This is a genomic window from Methylophaga nitratireducenticrescens, assembly GCF_000260985.4.
In the GTDB taxonomy this organism is placed as follows: Bacteria; Pseudomonadota; Gammaproteobacteria; order Nitrosococcales; family Methylophagaceae; genus Methylophaga; species Methylophaga nitratireducenticrescens.
Genome location: NC_017857.3, coordinates 706,012 through 722,533 on the forward strand (window position 1 = coordinate 706,012; position 16,522 = coordinate 722,533).

Consider the following 16,522-nt stretch of genomic DNA (forward strand, 5'->3'; position numbering starts at 1 on the left):
CAAAAACAAACGGCTATCAAGAAGATGATCGATGATAGGTTGCTAAGACTTCACCATAAAATTTATCAATATTCTGGGCAAAAATGTCACAGTCGTGTTGGCGTGCAAATTCGATAGCTTGTTTTGAAAGTTTTTCTCGTAAAACGTTATCTTCGATGAGTAATTTAAGTTTGCTATTCCACAGTTCAATATCATCTAGCGTTTTAAAACCTGTTTGCCCCTCAACTATTGCATCATCAATTCCACTTGAACGAATGGCAACAACCGGTAGACCGGCTGACATAGCCTCTAAAATCACCATGCCTTGTGTTTCAGACTTTGAAGCAAAGACGAAGATGTCTGCCATTTGATAATAGCCAGGGATATTTTCAGGTGAAACAGCGCCAACAAGCTGGATGCTTTTTTGCAGACCTGTCTCGGTAATTCGGTTTTCGAGATAGTGACGATCATCGCCTTCCCCAACAATTACCAATTCAACGTGATTTTGAGTTTGTTGATCCAGGCTGGCAATTGCATCAATAAGAAACTTCACATTTTTTTCTTTGCCAAGACGTGAAACGCTTACAAGCACCAGTTGTTTTTGTTCAATGCCGAGTTGTTTTTTTAATGCTACCGGTGTCAGCCTATGTGGACTATTAAAGCGCATAAAATCAACGCCACTTGGTTGCACACAAATACGGCTTTTCACCCCGACTAGACGCAAATACTCCTCGGTGGAATAGGTGGGCACAACGACACCATCACATTTATTACAGAAGCGACGAATGATTAAGTGGGAGATAACATTTCGGAATAACGCACCTGGTAATGGAACATAATGCGCATACATTTCGAGCCTGGTATGGTACGTGTAAATAATTGGACACTTATAGCGTTTAGCGAACCATAAACCCACTGAGCCAAGCCAGAAAGGGTGATGCACATGCACCAGATCAGGTTGCTGCTGCTTAAAGGTTTTTCTGATTTTCTGTTGGAAGGGATTGGTTAGTCTGAATTCACCCTTGCTGCCAAAAGCAAACAATGTTTTCACGCGAGTGCATGATGAATTCGATTGCTTCTCGCCAGTGTAGTCTGGAGCGATGATATGAACGTTATGCCCTCTATTGCGTAATCCGTTAGCCAATCGGTCGATAGAAATAGTGACGCCAGAGATAAACGGAAAGAAATTATTGGTAAAAAAAGCAATGCGTTTAGGTTTATCTCTATAGTTTGAATCATCAATCGTGAAGTGGGTATAAAAGTCACGATCTTCGTAGATGACCTCTCTTAACTTAAGCCCGATAAGCACTAAAACACTAATAACCACCAAAAAACGTGCGAAGCTGACATAAAAAAAAGTATAGATGGCCGACCAGATACTCGTTATTGTTCGGTGCCAAGAAGACTGACTAATACGAGGTATTACTGGGCTTACGCTGACTTCATCAGCTGACACATTAACTTCCACGAAATGATGATAACTATTTTTGTCATCAACAATGACACCCCCAGCACCGCCAGTTGTAATATAACGAACACCATCAATAGTTTGGTTCGCATACAATGCAAGGTTCGCAGAAAACACTAAGTCCACATGGTGCTTTCGGAGCAATGTATGAAGCTTCTGTGCTATTTCTTCATCATTAAAATAATTATCTTCGGTAAATGCCGGCGTGTTATCCAGTTTTGGATGAATGGGTAATCCCAAGAAGACAAATCGATTGTGCGCTGCAGACTGAGTCAGCTCTTGATTTAGCCACTCTAGTTGCCATGCATAGGGCGTACTGCCGGTATTGTCGAGAAAAATAAACTGATTGTTATTAATCTTAAATGAAAAGAAAGGCGGGCCAAAATGCTCGAAGAAACGAAAATCACCAAAATCACTGTCTTCATTTTCACCATAAGTCAGCAACCAAGGCATATGCAGCTCTTCGAGCATTTTAATAAGTGAACGATAGTTCTGTTCTGCACCATCACTCACAGCATTACCCGCTGAAATTAGAAATGCTGCGTTAGAATTGTTCAACCTCGGTATAAATTGCTTTTGAAAGATACTGGAAGAGTTATTGATATTGCCAACCACAACAAACTGAAATTCCGTTTTCTCTCTTAGGACTTGTTGTATGGCCTGAATTTTTGATAAGTGCAAGGAAGCATAGTGAGTTTCAGCAAGGTTCAAATACACCTGATAGCCGATAAGTAAAGCGATCAAAGCAGTATTTAAGATATAAAAAATCTTTAGCTTGGTTTTTCTAAGCATTTAATTACGTCAGGATTTGGGTATTTGAATATCGTAGCGATCTGATTACAGAATACCAGTATGAAATGTAAATGCCTTGAATTGATTTTGTTTGAGCATCCATTAACGTTCAAAATCTCAGAATCTAAAACGTTGAACTACAGATAGCGATTTTCGACACTAATAATGCGGTTTAGCAGACATTTCTAGAATGATAAAAAGCAATTATTAAAGTCATGGCAGCTACGACTAGATAATGGAAGACCAGGTTTATATTTTCTTGATATTTCTTCGATGAAAAACTTATCTTTAGTAAGGCATACTGGGAAGATAAATAAGTATCTTGGCTTAATTTATCAAATGAGCATTGACTTATTCCCTGTAAATACACGCCTAGAGCGAGCAACAATGACGTTTTTTTTCTAATTATTGGCAGTAAAATCATTAAGCCATGAATATCCCCTCTCTTGCTATATTAATTGTGGAAGACCAAGTTGCACTTGCTGAGAATCTATTCGAGTTTTTTGAGGATACTCACTATGAACTCGATTTTGCAGCTGATGGATTAACAGCGCTGCACTTGTTAGCAACTAATGATTATGATGTGATTGTGTTAGACATCATGTTGCCCGGCCTGTCCGGCTATGAGATATGTCGGCGAGTTCGTCAAGATTTAAAGAAAAACACCCCCATTATTATGGTAACCGCGAAAGGCACTCTGCCCGATAAAGAAGAAGGGTTTGGAGTCGGTGCTGACGATTACCTGGTTAAACCATTTGATCTAAGAGAATTGCAGCTTCGAATTGAAGCGCTTTCCCGGCGGCAGTTTGCAAATGATTCTGTGAAAAAGGTTGGAAGTCTCAGCTTTGATCCGGGGCGACTCATGTTGCGTTATGGTGACATCGCGAGCGTCGAATTGAGTGGGATCGCCGCTAAAATCATTGAATCTTTGTTTGACGCTTATCCCAAATATTTATCCCATGAAGTTTTGTGTGAGCAGATTTGGGGTAGTCCTGATATAGAAACACAAACATTACGAACCCACATATACAACTTAAGGCAAATACTTCAAAAGTCACTTGGCTTTAATTTTGTAAAAACTATGCATGGACGGGGTTATCGTCTGCAAACTCCAGAAGAGTCAGGTAACACCGAGTGAGCTTGTCTTTAGCAACGCGCATATACCGGACGATTTTTGCGGTCAGTTTCCTAACAATCGTGCTCTCGCTTGTCATTATCGAATTCATATACGAGGACATGGAGTATACGATTTTAGAATTTGAATTGAGTAATGAGTTTGATTTCTATAGTCGAAAAATTAATAACCCCGATTTTCAAACTTGGCAAACAGCTAATATTTCAGTGGCATTTGTCGGTGAAAAAGCTCCAAATCCTTCACAGTTACCAAAACATTTTCAGGGTATCAAAGCTCCCGCATCCGAAGAAATAGAATTCAAAGATCAACATTTTTTAGTTTTGGCAAAACAGATTGACTCTCCCAGTGGAACTTTATTTATCTCCCAAGATATTACAGCCATGGAAGAGCGTGAAATTCTTTTCCAGCTTGCCATGCTGGGCTTAGTTCTATTAATGACTTTTATTGGCTTTGTTTTATCTCGTCTGGGTGCAAGAAAACTGGTCAAACCGCTACAAAAACTTACGCATGCCATACAGAAAACGACACCTGGCAAAAGCATGCAGCGACTGGAAAATGACTATGTCGAGCATGAATACAACAATATTGCCAATGCGTTTAACCGCTTTTTAGACGCGATGGAGGAGTTTGTACAGCGTGAAAATATGTTCATCAAAACTGCTAGCCATGAATTGCGCACCCCAATAGCAATCTTATCTGGTGCTCTTGATGTGATTGATAAGCGGCAACAATTATCAGCAGCTGATAAACAGACGATGAGGCGCATTCGACAAACTGTTAATCACATGCAGATCGAGGTTAATACGCTATTAGCCTTGCTACGCAATGAACAGCCCGTAAAGGATTCTAAAATTTCCTTAAGTGTTCTAATTCAGGATGCCGTGGAAGAAATAAAGAATGAAATGCCAATGGCGTCAGAGCGGCTAAATTACGTTTCATCAATCTACGATCAACAGATTGTCCTTACCAATCACTCCTTAATGAGAATGCTACTCCGCAACCTCTTGCACAATGCGATTCAACATACTCAGGATGAGGTACGTATTCAGTCAGGTGACTGCGTTATCCACGTTACAGATTTTGGCAGTGGTTTGCCGATAGATATTCACCAACGCATAACTAATCGTTCCGTTGGGCAGCAATTACTTTTTCAAGAAACCCGCTTTGGCCTTTTAATCGCACAAATGATCAGTGAAAAACTGAACATGAAATTAAGCGTGGCTCAATCTGATTCAGGCGGCACAACCTTTGAGATTCATTTCACACCGAGTATTTAATTTCTATGACTGCAGCAATTCAAAAACATACAGGCCTGAAACGGTTGTTATTTGCGACCTACTATTCGCTGAGGGGGTTATGTTTGTGCGCACGATACGAGTCTGCATTCAGACAAGAGCTGGTGCTTTTTCTAGTGCTGCTCCCCTTTGTTTTTATTATCGACTTTACTGCTATCGAACGTCTGGCATTGATAGGCGTGATAGTAGCCGTGATGGCAGTGGAAGCCCTTAACTCTGCCATAGAATGCACACTGGATAGATTCAGTACCGAATTACATCCCTTGACTGGACGCGCTAAAGACTATGGCTCTCTTGCCGTGTTGTTGACGCTATTGATCGCTGTGGCCACTTGGTTAGTGCTTTTATGGCCAAAATTTACTTAAACAACTGAAATGACATTATCAATGAAACATAACTACATGTCTTGGCTTGGACCTTATCAAATTCTATTGAAACTTTTATTAGTAGGGCTAGCCATTTTGTCATTATCCCGTTTGGGATTAGCTATTTGGCAATGGGATAGAGTCACATCTGCAGTTAATTTACCGCTATTTTTTATTCAGGGTGTACGCGCTGACCTCATCATGTTGGGTATGTTAATTGCGCCGTTAGCATTACTGATGCCGTTATTAGTAAATAAATATACTTGGCGGTTTTGGCAAAAACTAGTCTGGGTTTGGGGCACGTTTATAGTCATTTTAGTGGTGTTTATGGAAACCGCCACACCTGCTTTTATTATGCAGTATGACCTGCGACCCAATAGATTATTTGTGGAGTATCTACAATATCCAAAAGAAGTATTTTCCACGCTTTGGGAAGGCTTTAGAGTCCCACTTATACTTGGCGTTTCACTGACCATTATTGCAGGCATTCTCTTCAGCACGATGTTAAAGAAATGGTTGTCGCAGTATCGACTTGACTGGCCGGTATGGAAATTATGGTTAACTTGGCCACTGTTGGTGTTGCTTCTGGTGGTGATGATTCGTTCAACAATGGCGCACAGACCTGCAAATCCAGCGATTTTTGCAATAACCTCCGATGCCATGGTGAACAGTCTTATCATCAACTCCAGTTGGTCAGTGTATTTTGCAATCTACAACATGCAGCATGAGGCTGAAGCAGGCGAAGTGTATGGTTCGCTGACCGATGATGAAATCATGGCAGAAATGGACCAGAACTATCCTTGGTTAAATGCGGATCCGGATGCACCATTTCCAACTTTAAATAAACGTGAATCATCGATAACGCGCGATAAACCGCTTAACCTTGTGATAATCCTTGAAGAAAGTATGGGAGCTACATTTGTTAAATCGTTGGGCGGTGAACATGCGGTAACCCCAGAGCTTGAAAAGTTAAAAGATAAAGGGTGGTGGTTTGAGCAGCTTTATGCAACCGGAACACGCTCTGTACGCGGTATTGAAGCGACAATAAGTGGTTTTTTGCCAACTCCTGCGAGAAGTGTCGTCAAGCTTTCACTTTCTCAACAAAACTTTTTTACCATCGCCGATTTATTGAATCATAAAGGTTACTTTACCGAGTTTATTTATGGGGGAGAATCGCATTTCGACAATATGGCGTCGTTCTTTATCGGTAATGGCTTTGAGTCGGTTATTGATCAAGATAATTACCAAAATCCAGTATTCAAAGGGAGTTGGGGTGTTTCGGACGAAGATTTATTAAACAAAGCGCATAATCGCATCTCTGAAATGCATCAAAAAGGACAGCCTTATTTTAGTTTGGTATTTACATCTAGTAACCATTCTCCCTACGAGTTTCCAGATGGGCGAATAGATCTGGAAGGTTCGGAAAAGCAAACGGATTTGAATGCGGTTAAATATGCTGATTACGCTTTAGGCGAGTTTTTTGATAAGGCTATGCAAAGTGATTATTGGCAAAACACACTGTTTCTGGTCATTGCTGATCATGATCTTAATGTTTACGGTGATGCTTTGGTACCTATTGAAAGATTCCAGATACCGGGCCTTATCCTAGGAGCCGATATTAAACCAAAGAGAATTAAGACAGTGGCAAGTCAGATTGATATGGCCCCGACCTTATTGTCGCTGATGGGCATTTCAGCTGAAACGCCGATGATCGGACGTGATTTGAGCCGCCCAGAAGAGCATCAATCCACGGGACGAGCTCTTATGCAGTTTGCTGATTATTTTGCATTGATGCAGGGAGAAAAAGTGACCATTTTAAGACCTCAAAAACAAGCGTTAGAAGGTCATTATTCACCCGATACACGACAACTAGAAATTCTTGGCCCAGCCGAAGAGGAAGATGCACACGAAGCTTTAGCACATGTTTTGCTACCATCATGGCTCTATCGGCAACAGCGTTACGATATGCCGCTTGGTCACCCGGCTTATAGATAGTAGGTGCTTAATAGGTAAGCTTTATCAAAATCCAAGCGATTCCTATCTCTTCGTTACCACAGTCTTCTCTATTTAATGAGTAAAAAGTAAATCACAGCAGCCAGAAATACGCGGTAGATAACATAAGGCCACATACCAAAATAATTGAGCCATTTAAGAAAAAGATGGATAGCGGTCAGTGCTGTGATAAATGCCGTAATGGCACCGATGGCAAAAGAAAGCCAATTGAGTGATATGTCACTCATAGCCACATCCAAAAGCTTTGCTGAAGCAGCAAGTGCTGTAATTGGGATGGCTAATAAGAATGAAAAGCGAGAAGCTGCTTCGCGATTAAGTCCTAGAAGCAACCCAGCAGTTATAGTTGCACCAGAACGTGAAGTTCCAGGGATCAATGAAATAGCTTGAGCCAAACCTATCAATAATGCATCTTTCCAGTCCAGAGTATCAATCTGACGATTTCGTTTAGGACGCCAGTCAGCCCACCCCAGAAGTAAACCAAAAAATAATGTTGTGAAACAAATAAGCTCAATGGAGCGAAGTTGATTATCGATAAGATCCAGAAGCAAAAGTCCGGCAACAGCCGCTGGCAATGTTCCTATTAGTAAGAATAATCCTAATCTTCCCTGGCCAATAAACTGTCTATGTTTGGCTGAGTTTAAACTATCTTGGGCTATCATCTTTATATCTCGGTAGAAATACAGCATTACTGCTAGTAAGGTGCCGAGGTGGACTGCAAGATCAAAAGCAACTCCCTGATCTGACCATCCCATAACTATAGGGGCCAATATTAAATGCGCGGAACTCGAAATAGGTAGAAATTCGGTTATACCCTGAATGATGCCTAACAAGATGGTATGTAAAGTATTCAAAGATCTGTCCTAAAATTATTTCGCCAGATAGATTATTAATATATGAAGTTGAAAATCTTTGAATTAATAAAGCCGTTTCGTATTGTAATGCAGCTAATGGAATAGATCTCAGTAAACCTATCGAAATTTCCGGCAGTCATGACAAAAACAGAACCAAACAGGACATTACTAAGCAGAGATTGGACTAGATGATAGGGGCAGGTCAGAAAATATCGAATAACTACTGATATCCATATATATATCCTAACTAATTTGTTGTCGATTCATATCCAGAAATCTTTTAGCCTTTGCGATTAAATTGATGACGCTTTTGATATTTTTCAAGCCGTTTTTTGAATGGCTCAATATAGTATGTGTTGCGCCGCTTTTGATGTTCTTTCCACTCGACCCAAAAAGCATATAATCCCATCAGTCCAAATCCGATGCATATCATTGCTAGGCCATAGACAAAATGCGTTTTAACATTTGGTACTAATGGCACAAAGATCGCCATAAAAACTCCTAGAGCAAGCATCAACCAAGCGGGGTGTGAATAGTTAAAAAATTTCATGTATCGATTGTTCGTTCTAAAATTAAGCTCTGCCGTGAATGACTTTCAGAGTTTATGTTTTTCTATTCTTGTGAGTTTTTCGTTCATATTTAGTTACCTTGCCTTGCTCTAATTCTGTCGTGCTAGCCAATGCATCCTTGATGAACTCAAAATTTAGTTCTGGATTATCTTCAGCAATTCTGCCAATACGGGCCCAGCGTTCGATTTGCTCAGCAAGACTCAGCTTGTTTATTTCTGCTCGAGTTTGAACGTCTTTAAGAAAGTCTCGATTCATATGGAGTGTTCCAGTAATTTGTTGCTTTTTTTTGCGTTCATCATCCACTTGACTAGCATGTCTGCCCAGCAAAATAAAAAACAGCAATATTAAAATGCCTCCAAAAAGAAAAGGGAAGTTGATTAATTGCATTAGTGTCATTTCTAAATACCTCTAGGCTGGGTTACTGAGTGGTTGTTCTAGGTCCTGCACTATCCGAGGTAGTTAAGAGGCCGAATATCCATAATACAATCGCATTTGAAATGGCAATGAAATGTATGGCGGAAAGATGGTTCATTACTGCTGCTTCTATGATGATAGCAATAATCGAAATCAAGCCTACTTTCCGAGCAAACCCTTGAACAGTTTTTAGCTTAAAGTTCAGGCCCTTTTGTTTTTGGTAGTAATCGATAGCACATAAAATGACTACTACGAAACATATGGCGCCAGAGATAATTGTGAGACTCATGGTTTATTTCCTATATTAGTAATTTCCTATCTTTGTTATTAGCTGTCGCTCTGTTCAAAGCAATAGTGATTGAAAAATACCACGGGTCACAGATCACGCAAGTTGATAATCTGAATTTTTTCTATGTGATTGATTTTATTGATGTCTACGTGAGAGTCCATCTTGGACTGCGCAAAATTATTGATATCAAGTTATTGATTTATCAAAGTTGGGTCTTACTATTTGATTTTATGTCTTATGTTGAAGTAAATAGTTGATTTGATGGGTAATATAAGTGTATGTCATGAGACAGCCGAAGTGCTCTCTCTCCCCATGTGGAGAATAGAAAAAGAACCGCTATTAGGCGGTTCCTTTTTGCCCCAATTTATAAATAATTCATACATAAAGATCATCTTCAAGGTTTAGCTGATAGCTGTATCTAATATTCAATAGGCTATTAGGGCTACTAATAGCTGAGTATAAAAAATTTCTTTTCTCAGATAACTTTTCTGTTTGAAGATAATTTTAACCATGAATCTATAAGATGATTTAGTATTTTAGTTATTAAAACAGCTTCCAAATTTTTCGATTTAAACCAACTTGTGACCCAGTTACTTGTAGCATGTATTTTCTGAGATAAGATTCCTTGATAGTCCATGGATTTGTGGGCTTGATAAGACGAAAAATTAAGGAAGGTTGAGTGATTAAAAAATTAGAAAAAAGTGCTTTAGTAGCAATTATCCTATCATCGGCCACGGCCTGTTCAAGCCCAATGGATGCCAATAAAGATAACTTCAAAGCAGCAATAAATGATTATTACGAGGTAAAGAAAGAGTGTGTAGATATCGGAAAGCTTCCAGTTACAACACCTGAGTCAAAGAATCCCACAGTATTGGATGAGTTTGAAAAACTTGGGTTTTTAAAAGTTGAAAAAACGAAGATCAAGAATGAATCACTTGAGGCACTGTTACTTGGTGAGGGGCCCAAGCAAGTGTCAGCTTTGAAATACACTCTGACCCCAGAGGGTGAAAGCAACGCTAGTATTAGTTCTGGTGATAAGGTTAGCTTCTGTTATGCTCAAAATGAAGTAGAGGATGTTATTGATTTTACAAATCCTACAGAAAGTGAGGGCTATGTTATTTCTCGGGTGTCCTATACATATAAGTTTGGTGATATTGCTGATTGGGCAAAAACTTCAGAGTTTTTCCAGGAAAAGCACTTACGATTGAGACAGGCTATTAATAAATCAGATGAGATAATTTCTGGCTCTGCTGTGTTAGTTCAAATGAGCGACAAGTGGAAGCATGGCAACTTGGTTCGATAAACACTCTATCAGTCCCCATCCGATATAGTATGGGTGGGGGCTTAATTCTCCTTTATGAATACGTATGACACACCAAAACCCTAATTGAAGAGGTAAGAAGTTGTATGGTAAGGCGAGAAAACAATGAAAAACCATCATACTCTATCGATAAGTTGGAGCAGGCTGATGAATCTCGCAATCACGATTTATGGTTCCGTGAACAAGTAACTATTGGTCTAATTCAGGCCAATTCTCCAAAAGCCATCTGGTTAACGTCAGAAGCAGTTCGAGCCAGAATGAAACAAAGGGCTAAGGCACTAGCCAAATAAATAATGATTTGAATTGCTAATGTTGGCGACTGGCGAATACTTAGTTTTCCATATCCTAAAACGCCTTAAGATTGATCCAGAAATTAATAAGCCAGCAAAAAGCTATACAGCCAATTAGTTAAACGTTGAATAAAAGAGGTTCTGTATTTATAACATTCCCTAAAGAAAAGGGGGAAACCCTCTCGAACTTTTGCCTATCGAGCATTATTTAGCAGTGAAATATTTTTTTCTAACGTTGTAAAATTGGAGTCCAATAAGTTTTGGGGAAAATCCTTTGGGAGCCCCTGCAGTGTATGTTCGATAGCTTTATCTTTGTCTTTACAAAGTTGATCGAAAATTTCAGCAATCGATTGACGTGAAAGCCCTGCTTCAACGCCAGTCTCGATGATATGCCGAACAGCAATTTCTTTAATTTTGTAGTGTCTGGATTTACCAAAACTCATACTGAGCTTGTAATTCTTATGAGCTACTTGCTTGGCATCGACTGTAAGCGTCCACTGAGCACACCCTACCGGAATTGAACGACACTTGTTTAGATCCCCATTTAAATTTAGATGGGGATCTAACACATGAATCATCATGCGAAGTTACCAAGGCGACGTTACACCAATGAGCAGAAGTTAAACATCGTCAAAGCTGCATTATCGGGTGAATATTCCAAAGCCGCGATAGCGAGGGCGCACGATATTAATGCCAATCAACTGGCGCGCTGGATAAAGGAATATCGAGACGGTGCCGCCTGGACGGCTCAGACGACGCGACTATTACCGGTCAGTGTTACATCAACCGAGTTTGCTGTTGAGCCTGGCGTTCAGAGTGATGATTGGCTAAACGGTGAGATAGAGGTTTTATTGAGCACCGGCCATACGCTCAGGCTTAACGATCCATCCCGGACATTGTTGTCACATCTTGTGCAGATGTTGACATGAATATTCCGGGTGGTGCGCGAATATGGCTGGTAGCCGGCCATACCGATATGCGAAAAGGCTTTGATGGTCTGGCATCCTTGGTGCAGGTTCAGCTCAAACAAAACCCGTTTTCAGGTCAGGTGTTTATCTTTCGGGGCCGCCGGGGTGACCGGGTCAAAGTGCTGTGGTGGGATGGACAGGGCTTGTCATTGTATTACAAGCGACTGGAACAGGGCCGGTTTATCTGGCCATCGGCAAACGCCGGGAAAATCCACCTCACTTATGCCCAGTTATCGATGCTGCTCGAAGGTATTGACTGGCGCGCACCAAAGCGCACATCAAGGCCCAAGATAATTGCCTGAAAGTGAGTAAAAATGGGGCTTTACGCTGTATTTTGCGGTATAATAACCGTATGAATTTTCAGTCAAAACCGCTGCCCGATGACCCCACTGCATTGAAACAAATGCTGGTTGATTTGCAGGTGCAGCTTGAGACTGAAAAACGCCTGAACCAGACCCTGAGGTTGCGTTTACAAGCACTGCTTCGTCAGCGTTTTGGTCGCTCCTCTGAAAAGCAGCAAGACACGACCCAGCTGGATTTATTGATTGAGGACACGGAAACCGCCATTGCGGCGATAGAACTGCCGGCAACAGAGAAACCGGCTACTCAGGAAGTGCCACGGGCCCGTAAGCCGTTGCCCGCCCATTTGCCCCGCACGGTTCAACAACAGGCACCTGCCAGTTGTGATTGCCCTGATTGTGGCAAGGCGATGAAGGCGGCCGGTGAAGAGGTGTCCGAGCTGCTGGATGTGATGCCCGCCCAATACCGGGTGATTAAAATCGTTCGTCCCAAATACAGTTGCAAGTCTTGCGAGCGTATTGTGCAAGCCCCAGCCCGGGAACGGGTCATTGATAAAGGCATGGCCAGTTCTGCCTTAATCGCCCAGGTCATTGTCGATAAATACGCGGACCACCTGCCATTGTATCGCCAGGCTGAGCGGTTCAAGCGCGAAGGCATTGATCTTGACCGTTCAACGCTCGCAGGTTGGGTGGGCCGGGCCGGTGCTTTACTTAAGCCATTGGTAGGCGCTATCCGAGAGCATGTGATGGCAGGTCATAAACTGCACGCAGATGACACCACGGCGCCGACCTTGAAACCGGGCAATGGCAAAACCCTGACTGGCCGTTATTGGAATTATGTGCGTGATGACCGGCCATTTTCAGGTAAAGCGCCACCGGCGGTGTGGTTCCAGTACAGCACGTCACGCAAAGGTCAGGAACCGTTACAACACCTCAAAGGCTTTAAGGGTGTGATACAGGCTGATGCCTATGCAGGCTATAACCTTGCGGTGCAACGCGGTATCACCCGCGCCGGCTGCTGGGCACATGTGCGGCGCAAGTTTTATGAAATAGCCGAAGCCACCGACAGTCCCGTGGCCAGGGAAGCCATTAAGCGGATAGAAGCCTTGTATCGTATTGAACGCAGCATGAACGGCAGGCCACCGGATGAGCGACGACATATCCGGCAACAACAGGCTGCGCCCTTAATGGCTGACTTTAAAGCGTGGCTTGATTCAAGACTGCGGGAATGTGCCAAAGGCTCAGGGCTTGGCAAGGCGATTAACTATGCCCGTAAGCAATGGGAGAGCCTGGTGCTGTACCTTGAAGACGGTCATGTTGAAATTGACAACAATGCCGCTGAGCGGGCTATCCGGCCGCTGGCGCTCGGTCGTAAAAACCATCTGTTTGCTGGCTCTGAAGAGGGTGGGCATTATGGGGCTGCGTTATACAGTATCCTCGGGACGGCCAAGCTTAACGGCATTGATCCCAAAGCCTACCTCACCGCTGTGCTCAAACGCATCAACAACACGCCCATCAACCAGGTCGAGCAATTGCTGCCCTGGAATATTGACCTTAGCCAACCAGCTGTGAGCGAAGCTGTCTAGGGTGTAACGGGTCAACGCTTACCATCGACTGATGGCTGTAGTGTTAGGACATCGTAAAGCGGTGTCATTCTATATCTTCCGCCAGGCATTAAAGACAAACTAAAGTTTTTACCATGGCCATCTGTGGCACCAATAGCCCAAAATAAAATTGTGGACATGAAAAAGTCCATCCGGTCTTGCGTTGGCTCATCACTGCCACGAAATAAGTCCATTATTTCTACAATACCTGGACCTCCTTCACTTTGATATTTTCTCGTGGGTGGGATGGAGAGTGCTTGGCAACAATCTTCCTGTGGCAATCGGATCAGCCTGCCATCCGCAGTCCACCTCCTATCAAATCGTTCAATCACCAAGGCCCTACGACTTCCAAAAGCAATGATCTCTGTATTAGCTGTTCTTAGACCAAAGTTTTTTAGGAGTTTTAAACACAGAAATTCATTCTCAACACTGTGGGTGAGATCCATACCATTCGACAGTTTGCCTATTTGTGGCTTGAGTATGTGTGTTGTTGGAGTTGTGCCTGTGGGTTTACTCCACTCTCCATTATGAAAGAGCAAAGCGGTCTTCTCTTGGGCTCCAGCAATGGATATTCGAAAGTCATTTTCTTTTTGTAGCCCGAGTGGTACCTCTTCTAACTCGCCCAGTAAGACTTCAATTTCATGCTCTGATAAAACAGTACCCTCAAGCTGGTTACTTGTTTCTTGAGAACTCCCTTGGGGAAGGAACTGTAATGCTCCAATACAATCTCTGCCAATCACTGACAACAGACTGAAAGCATCAGTGCCATCTGCACCAACACGTTCTGCAAGCCTTTTTCTAACACCGTCATTATCGGGTAAAAGGTTCTCGAAGACGGGTATTACCCGAGCACCGATGAAGCGATCTTTCCTGAGAGGTAAGGATAAAGAAACAGGAAAAGCATGTTCCCAATCTAACCAACGTTGATCATATATAAACGATATTGCGCCTGTGCTTTCACGAATAAGCTGTCCGACGATTCGGTTACTTATCCATACATCAAGCGGGATATAGTGTTGACGACGGCCCATGCTACAAGATTTCCTCTAGCTGGCTGATATTACCCTTACTGCGTTCTTGTATATGAATTTCCAGATCCAAAGCGGCAAATAAATCAAAAACAGTGTCCAGCTTCGTGCTCGAGACACCATTCTCAATTTTTGAAATTGTTTCCTGCCATATACCGCTTTTTGAGGCTAACTCACTTTGAGTTAAGGCTTTCGCTTTACGAGCGTGCCTGATGGCATTACCTAAATCTTTAGGCGATCTGACCAGTATCTTCATCTTAACCTCATTACAAGTAAATATGACCTTTAGATCATAAATGTCGTATATGACTTAAAAGTCATAATTTATTTTTATGGTCTTTGTATCATAAATCCAATATATGGTCTATAGGTCATAATAAACTTATTACGACTGAAGAAAGTTTTTAGGTAATTATCCGAAAGTATAGTCAAAAGACTACGGAAATTAGCATAATCATAAAGGCCTATGAAAAGAATAATGGGAGGTACCCACCATGATTAGGAGCTCTGATGATATGGACCCAAAAAGCCCAGATGTTTCATTTCCATTAGACAGAATAACCTTATTTGATCTCGTCTGGTCCATGCCAATGACTGCATTGGCAGAAAAATGTGGGGTTTCTTCAAGTTATTTGGCGAGAGTTTGCACTCAAATGAGTGTGCCTAGACCAGAACGGGGTTATTGGGCAAAGTTAGCCGTAAGTAAAAAGGTAACTAAGCCTTCTCTTCCAGAACCTGGGCCTGAGGATATGCTTGAATGGAGCAAAGGTGAGGGTATAACCCCGAGCTCAAATCGCAGGATAAGAAGACCTGATATAACTCAGTACCCGAGAACTATAAGACGTGCAAGAGGCTCATGGCATCCTCTTGTTAGGGACGTCAAAGAGCTGTTTTTGAAGGGGAGAGAGACTGAGAATGGTTATCTAAAACCCAATAAAAAAATATTACCGGACTTGCTTGTATCATCAGAATGTCTTGAGAAACTGCTAAAACTAGCAAATAACGTGTATTGGTCTTTTGAAGAAAAAGGTCATAAAGTCACCTTTGAGCCAAAACATTCGAATTTTATAAGACCAAGTTCAGAAAGTTACATCGAACCCAAAGCTTCAAATGGTTATACAACCTATTGGTCACCCTATAGATCAACATTGGTTTATGTGGATGATGTTGCCATTGGCCTAATACTTATAGAGGAAAGTGAATCGGTAGAGTGCCATTATGATTCATCTATCAATCAATATATTCGAGTACATAAAAATCAGGAAAACTCATATCGGTTTTCTTGGACGACAAACCGAAGAATCCCTACAGGAAAATTTGCGGTAATTGCGTATTCGCCATACCCGGGCACAAAGTGGGAAAAGCTTTGGCATATACCAGGTATAAAAGGAAGCAAGGAGATTATTGAAAATATTACTAGTGAAGCAATTGCATCAGCACCAACAATTTCGACATTACACGAGGAAGCAATTGAGCTGGCAGAGAAGCGGAGACGTGAATGGGAGATTAAACAACAGGAATACAAACAAGCTGAGCGTGAACGCCTTCGTCTCAAAGCAATTGAAGATAGCAAATTGCAACTGAAAGATATTATCGATAAGTGGGGTGAAGTAGAGCGTATCAGAGGTTTTTTTGATCAGGCTGAGCGCGTGGTTTCAGGGCTTGATGTTACTCAAAGAAATGAGCTGATGATTCGAATAGATGCAGCCCGCCAGATGATTGGTGAGAATAATGCTTTGAATGCACTAAAAAGCTGGAGAACGCCTGAAGAGCGGATGGATGAGTTAAAAACAACTCGTTCATCTTGGCTTTATGATGGTTAATAAAAGAAGTCGATGCCTT

Annotated in this window: 17 protein-coding genes; 9 read left to right on the forward strand and 8 right to left on the reverse strand. The window is 41.9% G+C overall.

What is annotated here, in order from left to right; genetic code table 11:
* Window positions 1–16: 16 nt before the first annotated feature.
* A complete protein-coding gene (locus Q7A_RS03340; protein WP_014705926.1) occupies window positions 17–2,239 on the reverse strand; it encodes a glycosyltransferase in 2,223 nt (740 codons plus the stop codon).
* Window positions 2,240–2,669: 430 nt separating this feature from the next.
* Between Q7A_RS03340 and Q7A_RS03345 the strand changes: the two genes are divergently transcribed.
* Genes Q7A_RS03345 through Q7A_RS03360 form a run of 4 tightly spaced genes read left to right on the forward strand, consistent with a single transcriptional unit; the run spans window position 2,670 to window position 7,029 of the window.
* Window positions 2,670–3,377 (forward strand): response regulator transcription factor, encoded by a 708-nt coding sequence (locus tag Q7A_RS03345; protein ID WP_014705927.1) that lies wholly within the window; start codon window positions 2,670–2,672, stop codon window positions 3,375–3,377.
* On the forward strand, window positions 3,374–4,651 hold the full coding sequence (locus Q7A_RS03350) for an ATP-binding protein (protein ID WP_014705928.1): 1,278 nt from the start codon (window positions 3,374–3,376) through the stop codon (window positions 4,649–4,651). The genes Q7A_RS03345 and Q7A_RS03350 overlap by 4 nt, the downstream gene beginning before the upstream one ends.
* A 5-nt stretch (window positions 4,652–4,656) precedes the next feature.
* Entirely contained in the window at window positions 4,657–5,034 is a 378-nt protein-coding gene (locus tag Q7A_RS03355) for a diacylglycerol kinase (RefSeq protein ID WP_041354303.1), read from the forward strand.
* A gap of 21 nt (window positions 5,035–5,055) precedes the next feature.
* Entirely contained in the window at window positions 5,056–7,029 is a 1,974-nt protein-coding gene (locus tag Q7A_RS03360; RefSeq protein ID WP_238595943.1) for an LTA synthase family protein, read from the forward strand.
* A 68-nt stretch (window positions 7,030–7,097) separates the two neighbouring features.
* Here Q7A_RS03360 and Q7A_RS03365 read toward each other — a convergent pair whose 3' ends face one another.
* The 4 genes from Q7A_RS03365 to Q7A_RS03380 form a co-directional block, all read right to left on the reverse strand.
* Window positions 7,098–7,898, reverse strand: coding sequence for an undecaprenyl-diphosphate phosphatase (locus Q7A_RS03365; protein WP_041354307.1), 801 nt, complete (start codon window positions 7,896–7,898; stop codon window positions 7,098–7,100).
* A 280-nt stretch (window positions 7,899–8,178) separates the two neighbouring features.
* On the reverse strand, window positions 8,179–8,391 hold the full coding sequence (locus tag Q7A_RS03370) for a hypothetical protein (RefSeq protein WP_014705932.1): 213 nt from the start codon (window positions 8,389–8,391) through the stop codon (window positions 8,179–8,181).
* Window positions 8,392–8,500: 109 nt separating this feature from the next.
* Window positions 8,501–8,863, reverse strand: coding sequence for a TA system antitoxin ParD family protein (locus Q7A_RS03375; protein WP_089418499.1), 363 nt, complete (start codon window positions 8,861–8,863; stop codon window positions 8,501–8,503).
* 22 nt (window positions 8,864–8,885) lie between these two features.
* Window positions 8,886–9,170, reverse strand: coding sequence for a hypothetical protein (locus Q7A_RS03380; protein WP_041354310.1), 285 nt, complete (start codon window positions 9,168–9,170; stop codon window positions 8,886–8,888).
* A 679-nt stretch (window positions 9,171–9,849) separates the two neighbouring features.
* Here Q7A_RS03380 and Q7A_RS03390 point away from each other — a divergent pair.
* The gene (locus tag Q7A_RS03390; protein ID WP_041354312.1) at window positions 9,850–10,473 is read left to right on the forward strand and encodes a hypothetical protein; all 624 of its coding nucleotides are present in this window, start codon (window positions 9,850–9,852) and stop codon (window positions 10,471–10,473) included.
* Between the two features lie 502 nt (window positions 10,474–10,975).
* Here the strand turns inward: Q7A_RS03390 and Q7A_RS03400 are convergent.
* Window positions 10,976–11,362 carry a hypothetical protein gene (locus Q7A_RS03400; protein ID WP_174672464.1) on the reverse strand — a complete coding sequence of 129 codons (387 nt, stop codon included), beginning with the start codon at window positions 11,360–11,362 and terminating at the stop codon, window positions 10,976–10,978.
* Between Q7A_RS03400 and tnpA the strand changes: the two genes are divergently transcribed.
* From tnpA to tnpC, 3 genes are read left to right on the forward strand one after another with little or no spacing between them, the layout of a single operon-like run.
* Window positions 11,351–11,710 (forward strand): IS66-like element accessory protein TnpA, encoded by a 360-nt coding sequence (tnpA, locus tag Q7A_RS03405; RefSeq protein WP_014705937.1) that lies wholly within the window; start codon window positions 11,351–11,353, stop codon window positions 11,708–11,710. The two genes, Q7A_RS03400 and tnpA, sit on opposite strands and share 12 nt — an antisense overlap.
* A complete protein-coding gene (tnpB, locus tag Q7A_RS03410) occupies window positions 11,707–12,051 on the forward strand; it encodes an IS66 family insertion sequence element accessory protein TnpB (protein ID WP_014705938.1) in 345 nt (114 codons plus the stop codon). Before tnpA ends, tnpB begins: the two co-directional genes overlap by 4 nt.
* Before the next feature lie 50 nt (window positions 12,052–12,101).
* On the forward strand, window positions 12,102–13,634 hold the full coding sequence (gene tnpC, locus Q7A_RS03415; RefSeq protein ID WP_014705939.1) for an IS66 family transposase: 1,533 nt from the start codon (window positions 12,102–12,104) through the stop codon (window positions 13,632–13,634).
* Window positions 13,635–13,645: 11 nt separating this feature from the next.
* On the opposite strand, the gene Q7A_RS03420 is transcribed toward tnpC, so the two are convergent.
* Together Q7A_RS03420 and Q7A_RS03425 are read right to left on the reverse strand one after the other, a co-directional pair.
* Complete coding sequence (locus tag Q7A_RS03420) at window positions 13,646–14,683, reverse strand: type II toxin-antitoxin system HipA family toxin (RefSeq protein ID WP_014705940.1); 1,038 nt, start codon at window positions 14,681–14,683, stop codon at window positions 13,646–13,648.
* Between the two features lies 1 nt (window position 14,684).
* The gene (locus Q7A_RS03425; RefSeq protein ID WP_014705941.1) at window positions 14,685–14,936 is read right to left on the reverse strand and encodes a helix-turn-helix domain-containing protein; all 252 of its coding nucleotides are present in this window, start codon (window positions 14,934–14,936) and stop codon (window positions 14,685–14,687) included.
* Between the two features lie 259 nt (window positions 14,937–15,195).
* Between Q7A_RS03425 and Q7A_RS03430 the strand changes: the two genes are divergently transcribed.
* Window positions 15,196–16,503, forward strand: coding sequence for a hypothetical protein (locus tag Q7A_RS03430; RefSeq protein ID WP_048480976.1), 1,308 nt, complete (start codon window positions 15,196–15,198; stop codon window positions 16,501–16,503).
* Window positions 16,504–16,522: the final 19 nt, after the last annotated feature.